We start from the raw sequence: 19,843 nt of genomic DNA on the forward strand, positions 1-19,843 counted from the left end.
CGCGCACTCGCCCGATCCGGTTGAGTGCTTGACGAACTGCCCCCGGTCGCCGAAGCGGCCGGGGGCAGATCTACTCTGGACCGGACAACCGGCACTAATCAGGAGTCAGCGGATGGACCACAGCGGGCACGGCATGAACATGGATCTGCCGCCGTTCACGCTGGGACGGGGCCTTGAGCTCTCCCCCGATCCCTTCTTCCTGATCGGCTGCCTGGCGGCGCTGGCCCTGTACGGGTGGGGCGTGGTGCGGCTGCGGCGGCGCGGCGACGGCTGGCCGGTCGGCCGTACGGTCTTCTTCGTCGTCGGCGTGCTGACCGTGCTCCTGGTGATGTGCACCAAGCTCAACGACTACGGCATGGTCATGTTTAGCGTGCACATGGTGCAGCACATGATCGTCAGCATGCTGTCACCGATCCTGTTGCTGCTCGGCGCCCCGGTGACCCTGGCGCTGCGGGCGCTGCCCGTGTCCGGGCGCGGGCGCAAGGGCCGCAAGGGTCCGCGCGAGCTGCTCCTGGCCCTGCTGCACAGCCGGTACATGAAGATCATCACGCACCCGGCGTTCACGATCCCGCTGTTCATCGCGAGCCTGTACGGCTTCTACTTCACCCCGCTCTTCGACCTGCTCATGGGCAATACGGTCGGCCACGTGGCGATGATGGTGCACTTCCTCGCCGTCGGCCTGATCTTCTTCTGGCCGATCATGGGCGTCGACCCGGGGCCGCACCGGCCCGGTTATGTGATGCGGATGCTGGAGCTGTTCGCGGGCATGCCCTTCCACGCGTTCTTCGGGATCGCGCTGATGATGGCGACGCAGCCGATGGTGGAGGCGTACAAGAATCCGCCCGCCTCACTGGGCATCGACGCGCTCGCCGACCAGAACGCGGCGGGCGGCATCGCCTGGGCGTTCAGCGAGATCCCGTCCGTGCTGGTGCTGATCGCGCTGGTCTTCCAGTGGTACCGGTCCGAGCAGCGGGTGGCGCGGCGATCGGACCGGGCGGCGGACCGGGACGGCGACAAGGAGCTGGAGGCGTACAACGCGTACCTGGCCTCGCTGCGGACGCGCGGCGGCGAGTCGTAGGGGCGCAGCGGCGAGTCGTAGGGGCGCGGCCGATCGGGTCCCAGCTGTAGCGGTGGTACGCCCCGGCGGGTGACGATGGCCCTCCACTCGGAGTGAGGGGCGCACATGTCCGGTTCACCGAAGTCGATGGGAATGCTCACCGTCGGAACGCTGGTGGTCATCAGCGCGTACACGGCCGCGATGGGCAGCAACGGCTGGCTGTGGTTCGGCTGGGTGGTGCTGCTGCTGGCCACCGTGGGAACGGCGGCGACGACGCGGGGCCGCTGAACGGGGGCGCGGCCGCGCGTCGTAGAAGCGGTCAGAAGCGGTCAGAAGCGGAACACCGGTCCGGTCTCCGCGTCGAGCATGCACGCGTTGCCGAAGGTCTTCGCCCAGTGGACGGTACGTCCGTGCCAGGTGCCGTCCGCCGTCGCCGTCACCGGGTCGTACTGCTTGGTGCACACGTGCGGGTCGCCGGGCAGCGCGTCGAAGTCGCCGCGTGCCCAGGTCAGGGCGTTGCACGCGGCCCGCGCCTCGGGGTGGCGGCCGCCCGAGCGCGGCGGGCACTGCAGGCCGACGCCGCGGATCCAGGTGCTGTCCGCGTGGGAGACGGTGAGCAGCAGGCCCCGCTCGGGGGTGGGGTGGCTGCCCGCGACCGCCGTGGCCGCCGGGGTGAGAGTGAGCAGGGCGACTGCCGCGACGGCGGCGGAACGGATGCGCATGGGGCCTCCGGATCGGGAACGGGAGTGTCGGGAGAGAGCGCACCCGCCACGGCCAGGACCCGGCAACCGGCCACGCCGCCCGCCGCCCGGCCTTCACCCGCCCGAGGGTTCTGCATTGCCCCACTTGGTCCCGGCTTGAGCGCCACTCGGGTCCCTGCTCAAAGCGTTCCGGGGGCGGCTCAAAGCGTTCCGGGGGCCGCCGGAAGTGACGTACCGTACACGCATGATCGTATTCGCGCCGGCCGGAGTCTTCCTTCTGGCCCTCGCCGTCAGCATGCTGCGCGACCGACGACGTCTGCGCAACGGCGTCTACCTGGTCTTCGCGCTCTTCTTCGCGGTGCTCGGCCTGATGCTGAAGACGGGGCAGTCGCATCCCGCCGTCGCGGGTGCCCTGGCCGCCACCCTCCTCCTGCTGGCCGTCCTGTCCGCGCTGACCCTGGCCGTGTTCCTGATCAGGAACGGTCTGACGATGGTCCGCAAGGAGGGCCGGCGCCCGGCCAATCTCCTGTCCCTGCTGGCGGGCCTGGGCATCGTCGGACTCTCCGTGATGCTCGTCGCGACGCTCTCGACCGGCTCGCGCGCGCTGGGCACGGTGACCGTGATCGCGGTCCTGGTCGTGGGGTACGTGTCCTTCCTCTTCACCTGTTTCCTGCTGTACTCGCTGCTGTACGGCTCGTTCAAGCCCCGGGGCCGCCTCGACTTCGTCGTCGTACTGGGATCGGGACTGATCCGCAACAAGGTGCCGCCGCTGCTCGCCAGCCGGCTGGACAAGGGCCGTGCGCTGTACGACGCGCAGGTCGCGGCCGGCGGGAACCCGATGATGGTCACCTCGGGCGGGCAGGGCCCGGACGAGGACCGCCCGGAGGCGCAGGCCATGGCGGAGTACCTGGTCGAGGCGGGCGTACCGGAGGACCGGATCCTGCAGGAGGGGAAGTCCCGCACCACGGAGGAGAACCTGACCCTCAGCGGCGCCATGATGCGCGAGGTGGATCCCGGGTACCGGTGCGTGGTCGTCACCAACAACTACCACGCCTTCCGGGCCGCCCTGATGGCCCGCAAGACACTCATCAACGGCCAGGTGATCGGCTCTCCCACGGCCCGCTACTTCTGGCCGAGCGCGGTCATCCGGGAGTTCGTCGCGGTCTTCATGGGGCACAAGGTGATCAACTTCGGGATGTGCGCACTGCTGGTCTTCATGGGCTCGCTCTCCGGACTCGCCTGATCCACCCGCGGGGCCCGGCCACGGTGTGCGTACGTGGCCGGGCCCTGCGGCGTGTGTGCGTGGCCGGGCCGCGCGGCGTGTGCGCGTGGCCGGGCCGCGCTCGGCTCTCTCCCGACCGCCTCAGACCGTGTCCGTCTCCCGCCCGCTCACCCGCAGTTGGAACTCCAGGGCCGAGACCGCGGCGCGGGCTGCCCGTACCGCTTGTTCCTGGGTCGGGGCCGAGGCCCTCGCGTACGCCACCCGGGAGACCGAGCTCTCCAGCGTGCCCACCTTCGCGCCGGGGCGGAGCATGAGGTCCACCTCCGTGACGCCGGGCAGGGCGCGGGCCTCCGTGAGGCCGTGGACCTCCTCGAGCGTGCCGGGGGCGTCCAGCGCGGCGAACCAGATGGCCGAGCAGTCCCGCCCGGTCTCCTCCTCCAGGGTGGCCCTGATCGCCGGGAGAACCTGTTCGCCGAGGGTCTGACGGGCGGTGCAGTCGTCGATGTCCACACCGGTCGCCTCCAGGGCGAGCGTCGGGATCATGTCGCCGCCCATCCGGACGTGCGTCTCGATCAGGCGCGGGCCCTTCGGGGTGAGGATGACCTCCGTGTGGGTGGGGCCGAAGGTGATGCCGAGGGCGTCCAGGATCCCCGGTACGTAGTCGTGGATCGCCTTCGTGTCGACGTCCGACAGGTCGGCCGGGGCGACGTGGCCGAGCTCGACGAAGCTCTGCGGGTCCGAGTACTTCCGGGTGATCGCCACCATCACGTGCTCGCCCGCCTCCGAGAAGGCCTCGACGCTGAACTGCGGGCCCTCCAGGAACTCCTCCACCAGGACCCCCGTGTTGGACAGGCCCAGATAGCTGTCGGCGGCCCGCGCGAAGGCCTCGGCCAGCTCGCTCTCGTCCGAGACCTTCGTGACGCCCGCGCTGCCCGAGCTGGAGACCGGTTTCACCACGCACGGGGTGCCGTGCGCGCGGACGAACTCCCGCAGCCGGTCGACGTCTTCGACGCGTGCGCAGGCCGTCGTGTCGACGCCCGCCTCCCGCAGCCGTACCCGCATGGCCTCCTTGTCGTGGACCAGCGTCACGGTCCGCGGGGTGTGCGCGGGCAGGCCCAGGGCGTCGGCGATCACCGCGTAGTGGTCCTGGTCGCGCTCGCCGAACGTGCCGATCCGGGTGAACGGGTCCCTGGCGTGCGCGGCCGCCGCCAGGTCGATCCACTCCTGGTCGGGGGAGTCGCTGCGCAGGCCGAGCACGCGCGCGTTGTCGCCCGGCTCGCGGACCCTGCCGAGGTAGTCGAGCTGGCAGATCACCGTGGTCCTGGTGCCGGGCCGCGCGCTGCGGATCCGGGCCGGGAAGTCGCGGCCGGGACCGACGACGAGTATGTGCTCGGACGATTCCATGGGGGCCTTCTCTCTCTCGGCCACGTCGGCCGGTTCCTTCCACGCCGTGTTCTCGCGCCACCAGTCCATCGCCTCGGCCAGCAGCTTCTGCACCGTCTGCGCACTGTCCGCCGTCACGAACACCGAGGCCGCCGCGTCCGAGACGTGCTCCACTCCGCTGCACCGCGCGCCCGCCTCAAGCAACAGCGTCACCTCGGCGCCCGGTACCGGGCAGGGCCCGGCCGGTGGTACGAACGTGCCGTGGCCGGGCGGCAGCAGCACCCAGCCGACCGCCACCGAGGGCGACGCGGGCTGTGCGTCGAGCGTCAGCTCCGCCCCGCACTGGGCGCGCAGCCCCTCCTTCGCCAACTGGACGCCGAAGGCACGCTCGTACGCCTCCGCGATGAGCGCGCCGCCCGCCCGGCTCGCGATCTCGCACAACACCGGCTCGCCCGAGGAGTCGATCCACGCCTCCAGGTGGAAGGCGAGCGGATGCGGCGCGGCGGGCAGTGCCGCGACCACGTCGGCCGCCATGCGCCGCAGTACGGCCACCTCCGGGTCGTCGGGGGCCAACAGGACGCTGCCGATGTGCAGTTGGTCGTGGATGCGCTCGGCGAGGCCGCCGCTGTACCGGGCGGGCCAGGCGTGCACGATCCGGCCGCCCCGCATGATGCCGTCGACGTGGAAGAACTCCCCCGTCTGGAAGGCCTCCGCCATCCACTGGCCCGGGAGGTACGGCACGTCCGACGAGCGCTCCCGGTCGAGGAAGGCCGTCACGTCGGCCGGTCCCCGCAGGATCGACACGTCCTGCGCGCCCGCACCGAGGCGCGGCTTCACCACGACCGGATACCCCTCGGCTGCGACGAAGCCCAGCAGGTCGGCCGGGCTGTCGACGGGCGTGAACGCGGGCACCTTGAGGCCGGCCCCGCGTACCTGCTCCTTCATCACGACCTTGTCCCGGTACGCGAGCGCCGAGGCGACGCCCTGGCCCGGCAGTCCGAGCCGCTCGCGCAGCCGGGCCGCCCGCAGCACATCGCTCTCGCTGGTACTGGCCACGAGCCCGGCCCCGTACTCCCTGGCCGCTTCCTCAGCGGCCTGCTCCGTGGACCAGGCGTGGTAGTCGTCGACGAGCCGGTGCTGGGGGAAGTGCGCGGCGAGCGCGGCCTCGGCGCCGGCGACGGCCTTCGGAGTCGTCAGCAGGACGATCTCCTCGGCCGTGCCGTCCAGCCAGTCCTGGAGGGGGCGTGCGGTCAGCGGCTGGCGGGAGAGCAGTAGGGCTTTCGGCATGGTTTCAGGTCCTCATGGTTTCAGGTCCTCGCGGGGGTGGGAGCGGTGACGGGGCGCAGGCTCCCGTGCAGATGCACCAGGCTGTCGCCGCCGGCCCCGTGCCGTACCTGCTGTACGGCGCCCACCAGCAGGTGGTGGTCGCCGAGCCGGAGCCGCTCGTACGGGGAACAGACCAGCCAGCTCAGGCAGTCGTCGAGCAGCGGAACCCCGTGGGGGCCCGCCTGCCAGCCGGTGGGCGGCGCGAAGCGGTCGGCGCCTGGCGTGGCGAAGCGCCGTGCCAGGCCGGCCTGGTGGGCCCCGAGCAGTTGGACGCCGAAGTGCGTGCAGTGCCGCAGCCGCGCCCAGGTGGTGGAGACGTCGGCGAGGGTGACGGACACCAGGGCGGGGGCGGCGCTCACCGAGGTGAAGGAGGTCACCGTCACGCCCAGCGGCCCGGTCGCGTCGGCGGCGGTGAGCACCGCGACGCCGGCGGCGTGGGTCCGCAGCACGGAGCGCAGCTCGCCGCCGTCCACGGTCGTCGCGGTGGCCACGTCGACGCTCACCTGCCCGCACCTGCCGCCGCGCCGGAGCCCGCCGGCTTGCGGAAGCCCGCTGCCGCACCGGGGCCTGCCGCCGCACCGAACCCCGCTGCCGCGCCGAATCCGGGGCGCGGCAGGCCCAGGTTCTCGCGCAGTGTCGTGCCCTCGTACTCGGTGCGGACCAGGCCGCGCCGCTGGAGCTCGGGCACGAGCAGGTCGACGATCGCGTCGAGGCCGTCGGGGTGGTAGTCCGGCATGATGTTGAAGCCGTCGGCCGCCTCGTTCACGAACCACTCCTCCAGCTGGTCCGCGACGGTCTCGGGGGTGCCGAGCAGGAAGCGGTGGCCGCGGCCCGCGGCGACGGACAGGTACAGCTCGCGGAGGGTGAGCCCCTGCCGCCTGGCCTGTTCGTAGATCATCTGCTGCTTGCTGGTGCTGCCCTCGGTGGCGGGCAGTTCGGGCAGCGGCCCGTCCAGCGGGTAGCCGGAGATGTCGACCATGCCGAGCTGGTACGAGAGCATGCCGAGGCCCACCACCGGGTCGACGAGGGCCTGCAGCGTCTCGTACTTGTCCTCGGCCTCGGCCTGGGTGCGGCCGACGACGATGAAGGCGCCGGGCAGGATCAACACGTCGTCGGGGTCGCGGCCGTAGTCGGCGACCTGCTTCTTCAGGCCGCGGTAGTAGACCTGCGCCTGGTCCAGGGTCTGCTGCACGGTGAAGACGACCTCGGCCCAGCGGGCGGCGAAGTCCTGGCCGTCCGGGGAGGATCCGGCCTGCACGATCACCGGGTAACCCTGCGGCGGCCGGGCCACGTTGAGCGGGCCGCGCACCGAGAAGTGCTCGCCGCGGTGGCCGAGGATGTGCAGCTTCTCCGGGTCGAAGAAGCGGCCCGACTCCTTGTCGTAGAGGAAGGCGTCGTCCTCCCAGCTGTCCCAGAGGCCGGTGACGACCTCCATGAACTCGCGCGCCCTGTGGTAGCGCGCCGCGTGCTCGGGCTGCTTGTCGAGGTGGTAGTTGCGGGCCTCGGCGTCGGTGGCGGAGGTGACGACGTTCCAGCCGGAGCGGCCCGCGCTGAGGTGGTCGAGGGAGGCGAACTGCCGTGCCACGGTGAAGGGTTCGTTGTACGTCGTGGAGGAGGTCGCCGTCAGTCCGATGTGCGTGGTGTGCACGGCGAGCGCGGACAGCAGCGTCATCGGCTCGAAGTGGACCATGCGGCCCTGCCTGCTGAGTTCGTCGGCGTCCTTGTACTTGGTGCGTACGCCGGCCCCGTCCGACAGGAAGATCATGTCGAACTTGCCGCGCTCCGCGGTCTGTACGAGCGAGCGGTAGTAGTCGAAGTCGAGGCCGCCGTCGGGGCGGGCGTTCGGGTGCCGCCAGGCGGCGACGTGGTGACCGGGCGCGGGAAGGAAGGCGCCGAGCTTCATCATGCGGCGCTGCGGGCTGCTCACCGGTGGATCTCCAAAGGGCTTGGGGCAGAGGGTGTGCCCGGGGGAACGGGGAAGGTGCGCTCGTCGGTGGGGACGGCGCCGATGCCGGGTGCCGTGGGCAGGATCAGGGCGCCACGGTCGATGCGCATGCCGGTGAACGGGTCGCCGAGCAGGCCGACCGGTCCGTCCAGGTCGAGCTGGTCGGCGAGGCCGGCGAGCTGTGCCATGGCGGTGGTGCCGAGGCTGCTCTCCACCTTGCAGCCGAGCATGACCTGCAGGTCACAGGCGTGCGCGAGTGTGATCATCCGGTGGGCGCGGGCGAGGCCGCCGCAGGTGAGCAGCTTGATGTTGACTCCGGTGACGCTGCCGCGCAGCCGCAGGATGTCCTCGGGTCCTGCGCAGTCCTCGTCGGCGAAGACCGGTACCGGGGAGCGCTCGTGCACCTGGCGGAGGCCGTCCAAGTTCCCTGGTGCGACGGGCTGTTCGAGGAGCTCGACGTCGTGCCGGTGGAGCTCGTCGGCGACCTTGAGCGCCTGTTCGGGGGTCCAGGAGCCGTTGCCGTCGACCCGGATGCGGCCGCCGTAGACGGACCGGAGCACCCCGGCCCGGCTGCCGTCGTCCTCGGGGGTGAGCTTCAGCTTGAGGACCGGCCAGTCGGCCAACTCCTTTGCGCGTACGACGAGTTCCTCGTCCGAGCAGGCTCCGATGGACAGGGCCGTGGGCTGCACCGGCAGGCCTTCGAGGCCGAGCAGGCGGTGCAGTGGCTGCCCGCAGGCCTTGCCCAGCAGGTCGTGCAGCGCCATGTCGAGGGCGGCCCTGGCGGCGGGGCCGATACGGTCGAGGCTGTCGACGTCCTGCAGGACGCGCTGGATCTCGAGAGGTGACGCCCCGTCAAGGGCAGTGGTGCAGGCGTCCAGTTCGTCTGCGTCGGCGCCGCGGGCGGTGCCGTAGCCCGTGTGGCCCTCCCAGTCGAGCTCGACGATCCGCTGGCGGACCTCGGTGGTGACGCCGGTGTTGCTGGCGAACGGCTCCCGGAGGGGGATGACGACCTCGCGGTGGGCGATCCTCATCCCAGTACCTCCTCGAAGGCCGCGACGGCGCCGCAGGCCTGACGGAAGCTCAGCTCACGGAAACCCTCGGGTTCCACCGGCACGGCGGGCTCGCGCGGTGTCCCGTCCGCGGGTACGCCGCTGCCGCTCCTGAAGCGGCTGCGCAGGTACCCGGAGAGCCGCTCGCCGTTGCCGTCGAGCCAGCCCAGGGTCGTCTCGTACGCGGCTGAGGGTCCGGCGGCCCGTACGGTGGCGAACAGACCGGCGAGGATCTCGGTGTCGTCGGGCGACGTACTGGGCGGGCAGAGCATGAACGCCTGCGCGGGCAGCAGCACGAACGCCATCGGGGCGGCCTCGTCGAAGTGCGCGGTCAGCGGGTCGGTGAGGGCGCGCAGGGACCGCACCGTGGAGCGGCGCGAGAGGTAGCCGCCGCGCCGGGGCGGGCAGCCCGCCATGGCCCGCGCACCCCAGTGCAGGTGCGTGATGAACGGCGACTCCCGCGTGCCCGGCGGGGCGTCCGGATGGTGCATGTCGAGCAGTGCGAACAGTACGTTGGTGAGCTGCAGCGACATCACCGGGAGCACCGGCGGCAGTTCGGGCAGCCGGGTGAAGAACTCGGCGGGCTCCACGAGGGCGCGCACGGTCAGCAGTACGGTCTCGGCGAGTGCGCGCGCCGACGGGTAGCGGTGGCCGTCGAGCAGATAGCCGGCGTTGTCCGGTCGCAGGTCGCAGCGCGCCACCTCGCCGTCGAGCCGTACCGCCTGGCTGATCAGTTCGGCGAAGGCCTGGTTGCGGCCCTGCGCCGCCGCCTGTTCCAGGAGCAGCGTCAGCATGTCGGTGACGAGCGCGGCGTGGTCGGTGAGGGCGGCCGCCCACTGCTTGAAGGGGTAGCCGAGGTCCTGCATCCGCTGCCAGTGCAGGTCCACCAGGGGATGCAGCTCGCCGTCCACTTCTGCCTGTACGAGCGGGCAGAACAGGGCCCGCGAGCGGTCCCGGCGTACGAAGCCGGTGCCGTCCCAGGAGTGCAGGGCGAGGGTGTGCCGCTTGCCCCCCTCGATCAGCGAGCCCGGCTGGTAGGCCTCGTCCCCGCCCTCCATATCGGCTTCGGTGCGGGTGAATCCGTAGATCAGCGGATAGCCGTGGCCGCCGCCGCAGATCGCGGTGTTGAAGTCCATCGGCCCCGAACGGCCGGCCGCGATGTCCTCCCAGTTGCCGAGGTGGCCGGTGCGTGGCGGCAGCAGGGTGGGGTCGGCGGCGATCTCGTCCAGGACGGTGGCGATGGTCACGTCGTGGTTGCCGAGGTGGACGGGTACGAACGTCTTCCTGCCGGTGGTGAGCGCGTCGGCGCCGGCGGCCTCGCGCAGCCCGAGCCGGTCCAGGAGGTGGGTGCTCACGGTACTCACGGTGTTCACCGGGCGGCCTCCGCGGGGCACGGGCTCTCGGCCGCCGCCTCCTGCGCGTGCGCGGGGCACGGGCTCTCGGCTGCCGCCTCCTGCGCGTGCAGCCGTCCCAGCAGGTACGGCAGGGTGCCGCCCGCGAGGACCACGTCCCACTCCCCCGCCGAATGCACGTCGGCCCGGACGGTGAAGGCGGCGGAGCCGGCGGTGACCGGTACGCGGCCGGTGTCCCGCACCCGGTCGAGGTCGAGTGCGTACTCCTCGTGCCCGGTCAGCCCCAGCTCGGCCCAGCTCTTGGGGAGCAGCAGCGGCAGGATGCCCATCGCGCACAGGTTGGCACGGTGGATCCGCTCGAAGCTCTCCGCGAGCACCGCGCGCACCCCCAGCAGCCAGGGGCCCTTGGCGGCCCAGTCGCGGGAGGAGCCCATGCCGTAGCTGTGGCCTGCCAGGACGACGAGGGGGGTGGCTTCGGCTGCGTAGCGTTCGGCTGCTTCGAAGACCGGCAGCCGTTCGCCGGACGGCAGGTGCAGTGTCGTACCGCCGCTGTCGCCGTCGCCTGCCAGGGCGTTGCGCAGTCGCGGGTTGCTGAAGGTGCCGCGGGCCATCACCTCGTGGTTGCCGCGCCGGGAGCCGTAGGAGTTGAAGTCCCGTACGCCTCTCTCCAGTAGGTGCCGTCCGGCGGGTGAGGTCGCCGGGATGGCGCCGACGGGTGAGATGTGGTCGGTGCTGATGTCGTCGCCGAGCGCCAGCAGCGCACGGGCGCCGGTCAGGGAGCCGGTCAGCGGGCCGCGGGCGGTCACCGGGTCCACGTAGGCGGGTGGGCGGATGTACGTGGAGTTCTCGTCCCAGGCAAACACGGCGCCCTGCGGTGCGGGGATCGCCTGCCAGGCAGGGCCTGGGGTTTCCTCACGCGTGAAGACGGCGGGGGTGACGAACTCGTCCTCCAGATCCTGCAGTTCACCGCTGTGCGGCCACAGGTCCCGCAGGTGGACGGGGTTGCCTTCGCGGTCGGTGCCGAGCGGCTCGCTCGCCAGGTCGGCGCGGACGGTGCCGGACAGGGCGAGGGCCACGACCAGGGCCGGGGAGGCGAGGTAACCGGCCCGGACCTGGGAGTGCACCCGGGACTCGAAGTTGCGGTTGCCGCTGAGGACGGCGGCGACAGTGAGGCCCGCCCGGTCGACGGCCCCGCCGACTCCCGTGTTGAGCGGGCCGCTGCCGCCGTTGCAGGTCATGCAGCCGTATCCGGCGACGTGGAAGCCGAGCGTCTCCAGGTCGGCGAGGAGGCCCGAGTCGCGCAGATAGCGGGTGACGGCGCGGGAGCCCGGCGAGAGGCTGGTCTTGACGTGTCCCGGCACGGTGAGTCCGCGCTCGACGGCCCGGCGGGCCAGGAGTCCGGCGGCCAGCATCGCCTTGGGGTTGGAGGTGCTGGTGCAGGAGGTGATGGCGGCGATCACGAGGTCGCCGTCGGTGATGCCGTCCTCGGTGCGTATCTCTGCCCGGTGGAGCGCCTCGAAGGAAGCGGGCAGTTCGCCCAGCGAGATCCGCTGGTCGGGGCGGCTGGGCCCGGCCAGGCTCGGCCCGACCTCGCCGAGGTCGAAGTCGATGACGCGCCCGAACACGGGGTCGGGGCCCTCGCGCAGCAGTCCCTGGGTGCGGCAGTAGGCCCGCACCCGTGCCACCTCGGCCTCGGAGCGGCCGGTGCGCCGCAGGTAGTCGAGGGTTTCCCCGTCGACCGGGAAGAACGCGGACATGGCACCGTATTCGGGGGCCATGTTGGCAATGGTGCAGCGGTCGGGTGCGCTGAGCACGTCGAGCCCAGGACCGGTGAACTCCAGCATCAGCGCCCGTACGTTCTCCTCGCGCAGCCGCTTGGTCAGCGCGAGCACCACGTCGGTGGGCGAGGTGCCCTGGCTGACGGCACCGGTGAGGCGGACGCCGACGATCTGCGGGATGCGCAGGGGCTGGGCGAGGCCGAGCACCTGGGCCTCCGCCTCCAGGCCGCCGACACCCCAGCCGAGCACGCCGAGTCCGTTGACCATGGTGGTATGGCTGTCGGTGCCGATGACGGTGTCGGGGAACAGCTCCCCGTCCGGTCCTTCGGCCACGACGGTGGCGAGCTGTTCCAGGTTGACCTGGTGGACGATGCCGCGTCCCGGCGGGATGGCCCGCAGCCCGTCGAAGGCTCCTTCGGCCCACTTCAGGAAGGCGTAGCGCTCCTTGTTGCGGGACATCTCCAGGGCTTCGTTGAGGCTGAGCGCGTCGGGCCGGCCCGCCCAGTCGGCCTGCACGGAATGGTCGACGACGACGTCGACGGGCAGCGCCGGGTTGACCCGGCCGGGCTCGGCGACCCGGTCGCGCAGCGCCGCCAGGTCGACGAGCAGCGGAATGCCGGTGTAGTCCTGCACGAGGATGCGGGCGGGACGGAACGGCAGCTCCAGGTCCGGTTCCTCGCCGGCTGCGAGGCGCTTGCCCAGTACGGCGGCCCGGTCCAGGTCACCGTCCCTGAGCAGCGCCTCGATCAGGACGCGTCCGGTGTACGGGACGGCGTCGAGCGCGAAGCCGTGCGCGGCGGCGAAGCCGGGCAGGGAGGGGGCACGGGTCGGGGTAGGGGTAGCGGCCGGGACAGGGGTCGAGTTCGGGGTACGGGTCATCGCTCGGCCGTCCTCGGGTAGGCGCGCTCCTGGTCGCCGACGTAGTCGAGCAGCGGCCGGATCAGTACGTTGTTGGACTGCTGCTCCAGGGCCTGGGCGACCCAGCCCGCGGTGCGTCCCACCACGAAGAGCGGCACGGCGAGGTCGTCGGGCAGACCGAGCAGCCGGTAGGCGAGCCCCGCGTACAGGTCGACGTTGGCGGCGACGCCGTGCCGGTGGTACGGGGCCATCGCCGCGGCCACGGCGTCGAGGATCTCCAGCCCGGTGCCGTCGCCGCACTCCTTGCTCAACTCCACGACGGTGGCCCGCAGATGGCGTACGCGCGGGTCCTCGGTCCGGTAGACGCGGTGGCCGAATCCCATCACGGGCTCGCCCCGTCCCTGCAGCGCGGCGACGTACGCCTCGGCGTGCTCCGGGGCACCGACCCGGTCGATGAGGCCGACGACGCGTTCGGCTGCGCCGCCGTGCACGGAACCGGCGAAGGCGGCGATCGCGGCGGTGACTGCCGCGGTCATGCCGGCCCGGCAGCCGATGGCGACCCTGGCGGTGAACGCGGACGCGTTGGAGCTGTGGTCGGCGTGCACGATGAAGCCCTTGTCGAGGAACCGCACGGCGGCCGGGCCCGGCGTCTCGCCGAGCAGGACGGTGAGGAAGGCTTCGGCGTGCGTGGCGTCCTCGGCGGGCCGCAGCGGCTCCCGGCCGTCGCGGAACGCGTGGTGGGCGGCGACCAGCATCGGGATCTGCGCGATCAGCGCGATGCCGTTCTCGCGGGCCTCTTCGAGGGTTTCGTCGGTGCCGTGCGGGCGGCGCGGCGCGTGGGCGCCGAGCGCGGAGACGCAGGTGCGCAGCGCGTCCATGGGGTGGGCGTGCGCGAGGGAGCGGGCGAGGTCGAGCACGGGGGCGGGCAGTTCGCGGGCCGCGGTCAGCTTCTTCGTGAAGTTCTCCCGGGCGGCCGCCTCGGGCAGTTCACCGTGTACGAGGAGGTGGGCGACCTCTTCGAAGGAGGCCTGCCCGGCGAGGTCGTGGATGCTGTAGCCGCGGTATTCGAGGGTGCCGGCGGTGCCGTCGATACGGGTGATGGTGGTGCGGTCGAAGGCGATGCCTTCCAGGCCCCGGTGGACGGGGCGGCCGCCCTCGGAGGCCCTGGTGGCGGCTTCCGCTGCGGGACGGGCCGCCTGGACGGCGGCCCGGGTGGAGGTCCCGGTGTCGGTCCTGGTGGCGGTCCTGGTGGCGGTCCCGGTCCCGTCTGCGGTCCCTTCTGTGGTCCCTTCTGTGGTCCCGGTGGCGGGGCCTGCGGCCAGGCTGGCGGCGTACTCGCGGATGTCGGCCACGGAACGCAGGCTCAGCACGAGTTCGTCGTCGATCTCGACGCCGTACTCCTTCTCGATCGCGACCATCAGCGAGACGTGGCGGAGCGAGTCCCACTGCTTGATCGACTGGTATTCGAGTGCATCCGTGACGCGCTCCTCGGGGATGCCGAGGGTGACGGCGACGAGCTGGTCGACGTTGCTCACGCGAGGCCCTTTCTGCGGGTCGGGGGCGGGGTGGGGGCCCGGTCGGCGTCGGCCGGGCTGTCGAGCAGGCGCCGGAGCGCGGCGCGGTCGACCTTGCCGTTGGCGTTGACCGGCATCTCGTCGACGAGACGCACGGAACGCGGCGTCATGTAGACGGGCAGGGCGGCTTCGCAGGCCGCGGCGAGTGGGCCCGGGTTCGGGACGCCGGAGACCACGGCGGTGAGGGTGTCCGGGTCGGGCCAGAGCAGGGCGACGGCCTCGACGGCGCCGGCCCGCCGCAGTACGGCCTCGATCTCGCCGAGTTCGACGCGGTGCCCGCCGACCTTGACCTGCTGGTCGTTGCGCCCGAGGCAGACGTACTCACCGTCCTGCAGCCGGACCAGGTCGCCGGTGCGGTAGTACGTCCTGCCTCCGTGGCGGAAGTAGCGTTCGGCGGTGAGGTCGGGGGCCTGCCAGTAGCCCGGGGTGGTCTGGGCCCCGGCCATGCAGAGCTCGCCGCTCTCCCCCGCTGCCACCGGGTTCAACTCCTCGTCCACGACGAGGGGTTGGAGGCCCTGGTAGGGGCGCCCGATGGGTACGTTCTCGTGGACGCAGGCGGCTGGGCTGGTCGCCGGGTCCCAGCGGTGGACCGTGCAGGCGACGGTGAGCTCGGTGGGCCCGTACAGGTTCTCGACCGTCGAGCGGGGTGCGGCGGCCTGCCATGCCTCGGCGGTGGCCCGGGGCAGCGGTTCACCGCAGAAGAGGCTCCACCGCAGGGTGGGCATGGATCCCGGCTTGAGCGCTCCGCGCTTGCGCAGTACGGCGCCGACGGAGGGCACGGAGAACCACACGGTGATTGCGTTGCGCTCAAGGTATTTGGCGGGCGCGATGATCTCCAGGGGGTCCATCGCGCAGAGCCGCGCACCGTTCTCCCAGGCCATGAAGAGATCAAAGACCGACAGGTCGAAGGTCTGGTCGAAGGTCTGGGTGAGCCGGTCGTCGGCGGTGATCCGGTAGCGCTCCTGGTTGGCGTCGAGGAACGCCCGCACGTTCCCGTGTGTCACCGGGACGCCCTTGGGGGTGCCGGTGCTGCCGGAGGTGAAGAGCAGGTAGGCGATGTCGTCGGCGGCCACCGCGGGGAGTTGCAGCAGGGGCTGGGCGATGGCGAGGTCCATGGCGTCCAGCACCCGTACGTCCGGGCCGAGTTCCCCGGCCTCGCTCCGTACGACGTCGGCGAGCAGCACGACGGGTTTGCGGCGCAGCCCCCGGAGCACGTCGGGGAGGGCGGGCAGGGAGGCGGCGTCGACGATCAGCGCGTCGACCTGGGCGCGCTCCAGCATGGAGCGGGTGCGCTCGACGGGGAACTTCCGGTTGAGCGGCACGAAGGCGGCGCCGGCGAAGAGGGCGGCGGCCACACCGAGGTAGGAGGCTTCGCTGCGGTAGGCAAAGACGCCGACGCGCCCCGGCCGGCCACCGGCGGCCTCGACGAGCAGGGAGGCCCAGCGGCGGGCGGTGTCGACGGCCTCTTCGTAGCTGTAGTCGCGGCGGCCGACGGTCAGGGCCGTCCGCGCCGGCTGCAGGCGGGCGTGTTCGAGAAGTCCGGCGCCCAGGCGCGGGTTCAGTGCTGTGGTCATGTCGATCCGAACGCATCGGGAACGGGACGTGCAGGACGCTATCGACGGCGGCCGAAAAGGCTCCCTATTGCGCGCGCTGAACCTCTAAACATTCTTGAGCCGAGTAAATCCCGTTGTGCTCATGACTGTTCGGACGGTCAACTCCGCTGCACGCAGGGGCTGTTCAGACGGTCAACTCCACTGCGTGCAGGGCCTGCTCGGGCAGTCAACTCCGCTGCGCGCAGGGGCTGCTCGCGCGCTTGACTCCGTCGCGCTCGCGGACTGCCCAGGCACTGGAACCCGTCACGATCGCGGACCTTCCCTGCCCTCGGAGCCCGGCCGGCACATGAACTCCTCCGGTACCCGGACCCCACCCCATCACCCAGGGCGGGCCCCGCCCGGCGCCGCACTCGCGCACCATCCGGGCACTCCACCCCCGCCGGATCCCGCACTGTCCAGGCGTTGCGGGCCGACGGACACACGGACCGTCCACACCCGCAGCCTCGCAGGCACACAGCCCGTCCCGGCGTCCCGGCCGGTCGGCGCACAGACTGTCCGCGCACCTCGGGCCGGTCGGCGCACAGACTGTCCGCGCGCCCCGGGCCGGTCGGCGCACAGCGAACGGGCGGCCGGTGGGGTTCTCTCCACCGGCCGCCCGTTCGCGGCTCGTCGGCTCGCTGCGGGCCTCAGCCCGTGAAGCCCTGTTCGCCCAGTGCCTTCTCGATCCGTGCCCGGTGGTTCTCCCCCCAGGCGTCCAGCGTCTCTCCGGCCTCCTTCACGAGCTTCGCCCGCGCCGCTTCGAGTACCTTCTGCGCGTCGGCGGACGGTGTGACGACCACGCCCTCCTCGTCCGCGACCACCACGTCACCCGGGTGGATCAGCACCCCGCCCACCCGTACGGCGGTCCCCAGTTCGCCCAGCTTCTTCTTCGTACCGGGGATCGGGATCACCCCGCGTGAGAACACCGGGAAGCCCGCCTCGCGGACCTCCGCGAGGTCGCGGATCACTCCCTCCACCACGAACCCCACGATGCCCCGGCGCTGCGCCACCGCGCACACGTTGCCGCCGGCCAGCGCGTGGTCCAGGTCTCCCGATTCGACGACGATGACCGCGCCGGGCTCCGCCCGGTAGATCGCCGCGTGCAGCATCAGGTTGTCGCCGGGCACGCACTTCACCGTGTAGGCGGGGCCCGCGATCCGGGGCGAGTCCCACAGCGGGCGGATTCCCGTGTCCATCACCTGGGCCCGGCCCAGCAGGTCCGCCAGGGTGGTGGGGGGAACGTCCTCGAACGTCTTGATCTCGGTCATCGTCTGTCCTTCTCCGGGCTGTAGAAGTGCTGGTTCCATGTCGTGCCGCCGTCCACGGTCGAGAGCACATGGCCCTCGTCACCGACGATCCAGAATTCCAGGCCGGTGAACACCTGGACGTTCCACAGGGACATTCCCGAGCCGGTGAAGGCCGTCCGCCACGTGTCGCCGCCGTCCCGGGTCGTGATCACCGTGTCGCTGCGGCCCACCGCACTGCCGGTCGTGCCGTCCGGCGTGAAGTGGACCGCGGTGAAGTTCTGGCTGGTGGGGCTCGTGCAGCGGTGCCAGTTGCGGCCGCCGTCGCGGGTCCGCAGGATCGTGCCGCGGTGTCCCACCGCCCAGGCCGTCCGGGTGTCGACGGCGTGCACGTCGATCAGGTCGTCCTCGCCTCCGCTGTCCTGGGTCCGCCAGGTCCTACCGCCGTCGGTGGTGGCGAACACGGTGCCGCCGGTGCCCACCGCCCAGCCCGTGGAAGCGTCCGCGAAGTCCACCGCCCACAGGCCGCAGTCCGGGTAAGGGCTCGGCTGGTGCTGCCAGGTCGCGCCGCCGTCGGTGGTCGCGAGGATCGTGCCCCGGTCGCCCACCGCCCAGGCCGTCAACGCGTCCGGGCGTACGTGGACTTCGAGGAGATCCTTGGTGCTGCCGCTGTCCTGCTGGCGCCACGTGGTGCCCGCGTCGCGGGTGTGGAGGATCGTACCGGCCCGGCCCACCGCCCAGGCGACGCAGGAGCCGGCCGGTGAGACCGAATACAGGTTTGCCGGTGTGCCGCTCGGCTGCGGTGCGAAGCGGCCGCCGTCGCGGAGGGCGAGCACGGTGCCGCCGTCGCCCACCACCCAGCCGTTCATGCCGCCGGGGAAGCTCTCCTCCCCGGCGGGAGTGTGGTCGGGGGCACGGGCCGGGACTCCGTCGGGGGCGCCGCCCTGCCCGCCGGGGAAGAGGTGGACCCCGTACAGGTTGCGGCCGGTGCTCGCCACCTCCAGGGACCAGGTCTCGCCCTGGTCGCGGGTGGCGACGACCGAACTGCCGTCCCCGACCGCATGGACCTGTCGGCCGTCCGGGTGCACCCAGACCGCCTTCAGGTTGTCGACGACTCCGCTGTCCTGGGCGGACCAGGAGCGGCCGCCGTCCCGCGTCGCCAGGACCGTACCGCCGTCGCCCACCGCCCAGCCCCGCTCGCCCCGTTCCGCGAAGGCGACGCCCCACAGGCTGACGGCGGTGCCGCTGTCCCGAGGGGCCCAGGTCGTACCGCCGTCCCGCGTGACGAGCAGGGTGCCGGCCCGGCCCACCGCGGTGGCACGGCCTGCGGGGCCTGCGTGGACGTGGCTCAACGTCTCCCGGATTGTGGCCTGTTGGCGCTGCCAGGTGGTGCCGCCGTCGTCGGTGGCCAGGACGGTTCCTTCACTGCCGACCGCCCAGCCCTGCTTACCCTCAGCCTCGAAGTGAACACCGAACAGGGGCAGTTGTACGCCGCTGTCCCGAGGTGTCCAGGTGGTGCCGCCGTCCTGTGTGGCCAGCAGCGTGCCGGCTTCGCCCACCGCCCAGCCCCGCTCGCCGCCCGACTCGAAGTGCACGCCGAAGAGCGGGAGTCCGACCCCGCTGTCCGCCGGTGTCCAGTGCGTACCGCCGTCTCTGGTGCGCAGGACGGTGCCCGCGTCTCCGACCGCCCAGCCGTGCTTGCCACCCGCCGCGAAGTGGACGTCCCAGATCAGCGCGCCGGTGCCGGTGGCGCCGATCTGCCAGGTCCTACCTCCGTCCGCACTGGTGGCCAGTACACCGTCCTGGCCGACCGCCCAGCGGGAGTCGCCTTCGCCGTACACCCCGGTCAAGTCCTTGTGGATTCCGGCAAGTTGAGGGGTCCAGGTCTCGCCGCCGTCCCCGGTGCGCAGGACGAGGCCGTTGTCGCCGACCGTCCAGCCGTGCCGGGCGTCCGGCATCAGCGCCAGGGAGACCACGTCCGCCGTAGTACCGCTGGACTGCGGCGTCCAGGTGCGGCCGCCGTCCTGCGAGGCGAAGATGGCGCCGTCGTCGCCCGACGTGCGGAGCACCAGGCCGTCCGGCGCCGCCCACAGTCCGTACAGGTCGAGACCGGTCCCCGCGTCCTCACGGAACCACGTGCCGCCGCCGTCCGCGGAGCGCAGTACGGTGCCCGCCCGGCCCACCGCCCAGCACAGTTCGCGGGAGACCGCGTAGATGCCGCGCAGGTCGACCTCCGCGTTGCTCCGCTGGACGGTCCAGGTCGCGCCGCCGTCGACGGTGGCGTGGATGTTTCCGTGCTTGCCGATCGCCCAGACCGTCTTCGCGTCGAGCGTGAAGCAGCGGGTGAAGTGGGTGTCGTCGGAGTACTGGCGCTGCCAGGTGAGGCCGCCGTCCACGGTCGCGAGGATCACGCCGCTGTCGCCGACCGCCCAGCCGGCCAGGCCCGAGGGCTCGAAGGAGATGCCGTACAGATTGCGGTCGGTGCCCGGCTCGCGCCGCTCCCAGGTCCGGCCGCCGTCCGTGGTGTGCAGGAGGGTGCCGTCCCGGCCGGCCGTCCAGCCGCGCCGGGTGTCGGCGAAGCAGACGGCGCGCAGGTCCTTGTCGGTGTCGCCCTGGGACTCCCAGCGCCGGCCGCCGTCGACGGTCGCGAGGATCATGCCTCCGTCGCCGACGGCCCAGCCGTGCGCCTCGTCCACCAGGCAGACGCCCTGGAGGTTCACGCTCCGTGGGGCGATGGTGCAGTTCATGGGTACCTCGTCGAT

Annotated in this window: 14 protein-coding genes; 3 read left to right on the forward strand and 11 right to left on the reverse strand. The window is 72.1% G+C overall.

All coding sequences use genetic code 11. From position 1 onward, the window contains the following. Positions 1-112: 112 nt before the first annotated feature. The gene (locus AB0D18_RS12340; RefSeq protein WP_362415755.1) at positions 113-1,078 is read left to right on the forward strand and encodes a cytochrome c oxidase assembly protein; all 966 of its coding nucleotides are present in this window, start codon (positions 113-115) and stop codon (positions 1,076-1,078) included. 105 nt (positions 1,079-1,183) lie between these two features. Next, on the forward strand, positions 1,184-1,345 hold the full coding sequence (locus tag AB0D18_RS12345) for a hypothetical protein (protein ID WP_362415757.1): 162 nt from the start codon (positions 1,184-1,186) through the stop codon (positions 1,343-1,345). A gap of 41 nt (positions 1,346-1,386) precedes the next feature. On the opposite strand, the gene AB0D18_RS12350 is transcribed toward AB0D18_RS12345, so the two are convergent. Further along, a complete protein-coding gene (locus AB0D18_RS12350; protein ID WP_362415759.1) occupies positions 1,387-1,779 on the reverse strand; it encodes an SSI family serine proteinase inhibitor in 393 nt (130 codons plus the stop codon). 223 nt (positions 1,780-2,002) lie between these two features. Here AB0D18_RS12350 and AB0D18_RS12355 point away from each other — a divergent pair, with 223 nt between their 5' ends. Further along, positions 2,003-3,001, forward strand: a complete 999-nt coding sequence (locus AB0D18_RS12355) for a YdcF family protein (protein WP_362415761.1) — start codon at positions 2,003-2,005, stop codon at positions 2,999-3,001. Between the two features lie 120 nt (positions 3,002-3,121). On the opposite strand, the gene AB0D18_RS12360 is transcribed toward AB0D18_RS12355, so the two are convergent. From AB0D18_RS12360 to AB0D18_RS12405, 10 genes are all read right to left on the reverse strand, one after another. Beyond that, positions 3,122-5,650 carry an ATP-grasp domain-containing protein gene (locus AB0D18_RS12360; RefSeq protein WP_362415762.1) on the reverse strand — a complete coding sequence of 843 codons (2,529 nt, stop codon included), beginning with the start codon at positions 5,648-5,650 and terminating at the stop codon, positions 3,122-3,124. A 20-nt stretch (positions 5,651-5,670) separates the two neighbouring features. Beyond that, entirely contained in the window at positions 5,671-6,192 is a 522-nt protein-coding gene (locus AB0D18_RS12365; RefSeq protein WP_362415764.1) for a flavin reductase family protein, read from the reverse strand. Then, positions 6,189-7,616 carry an LLM class flavin-dependent oxidoreductase gene (locus tag AB0D18_RS12370; RefSeq protein ID WP_362415766.1) on the reverse strand — a complete coding sequence of 476 codons (1,428 nt, stop codon included), beginning with the start codon at positions 7,614-7,616 and terminating at the stop codon, positions 6,189-6,191. The genes AB0D18_RS12365 and AB0D18_RS12370 overlap by 4 nt, the downstream gene beginning before the upstream one ends. After that, entirely contained in the window at positions 7,613-8,665 is a 1,053-nt protein-coding gene (locus AB0D18_RS12375; RefSeq protein ID WP_362415768.1) for a dipeptide epimerase, read from the reverse strand. Before AB0D18_RS12375 ends, AB0D18_RS12370 begins: the two co-directional genes overlap by 4 nt. Then, the gene (locus tag AB0D18_RS12380) at positions 8,662-10,038 is read right to left on the reverse strand and encodes a DUF6025 family protein (protein WP_362415770.1); all 1,377 of its coding nucleotides are present in this window, start codon (positions 10,036-10,038) and stop codon (positions 8,662-8,664) included. The genes AB0D18_RS12375 and AB0D18_RS12380 overlap by 4 nt, the downstream gene beginning before the upstream one ends. Positions 10,039-10,052: 14 nt before the next feature. Next, the gene (acnA, locus tag AB0D18_RS12385; protein ID WP_362415772.1) at positions 10,053-12,692 is read right to left on the reverse strand and encodes an aconitate hydratase AcnA; all 2,640 of its coding nucleotides are present in this window, start codon (positions 12,690-12,692) and stop codon (positions 10,053-10,055) included. Next, positions 12,689-14,206 (reverse strand): citrate/2-methylcitrate synthase, encoded by a 1,518-nt coding sequence (locus tag AB0D18_RS12390; protein ID WP_362415774.1) that lies wholly within the window; start codon positions 14,204-14,206, stop codon positions 12,689-12,691. Before AB0D18_RS12390 ends, acnA begins: the two co-directional genes overlap by 4 nt. Beyond that, a complete protein-coding gene (locus AB0D18_RS12395; RefSeq protein WP_362415776.1) occupies positions 14,203-15,819 on the reverse strand; it encodes an amino acid adenylation domain-containing protein in 1,617 nt (538 codons plus the stop codon). Before AB0D18_RS12395 ends, AB0D18_RS12390 begins: the two co-directional genes overlap by 4 nt. A gap of 665 nt (positions 15,820-16,484) precedes the next feature. Beyond that, positions 16,485-17,105, reverse strand: coding sequence for an RraA family protein (locus tag AB0D18_RS12400; RefSeq protein ID WP_362415778.1), 621 nt, complete (start codon positions 17,103-17,105; stop codon positions 16,485-16,487). Continuing rightward, the gene (locus AB0D18_RS12405) at positions 17,102-19,828 is read right to left on the reverse strand and encodes a YCF48-related protein (protein ID WP_362415780.1); all 2,727 of its coding nucleotides are present in this window, start codon (positions 19,826-19,828) and stop codon (positions 17,102-17,104) included. The genes AB0D18_RS12400 and AB0D18_RS12405 overlap by 4 nt, the downstream gene beginning before the upstream one ends. Positions 19,829-19,843: the final 15 nt, after the last annotated feature.

This window comes from Streptomyces sp. NPDC048442 (assembly GCF_040651475.1).
In the GTDB taxonomy this organism is placed as follows: Bacteria; Actinomycetota; Actinomycetes; order Streptomycetales; family Streptomycetaceae; genus Streptomyces.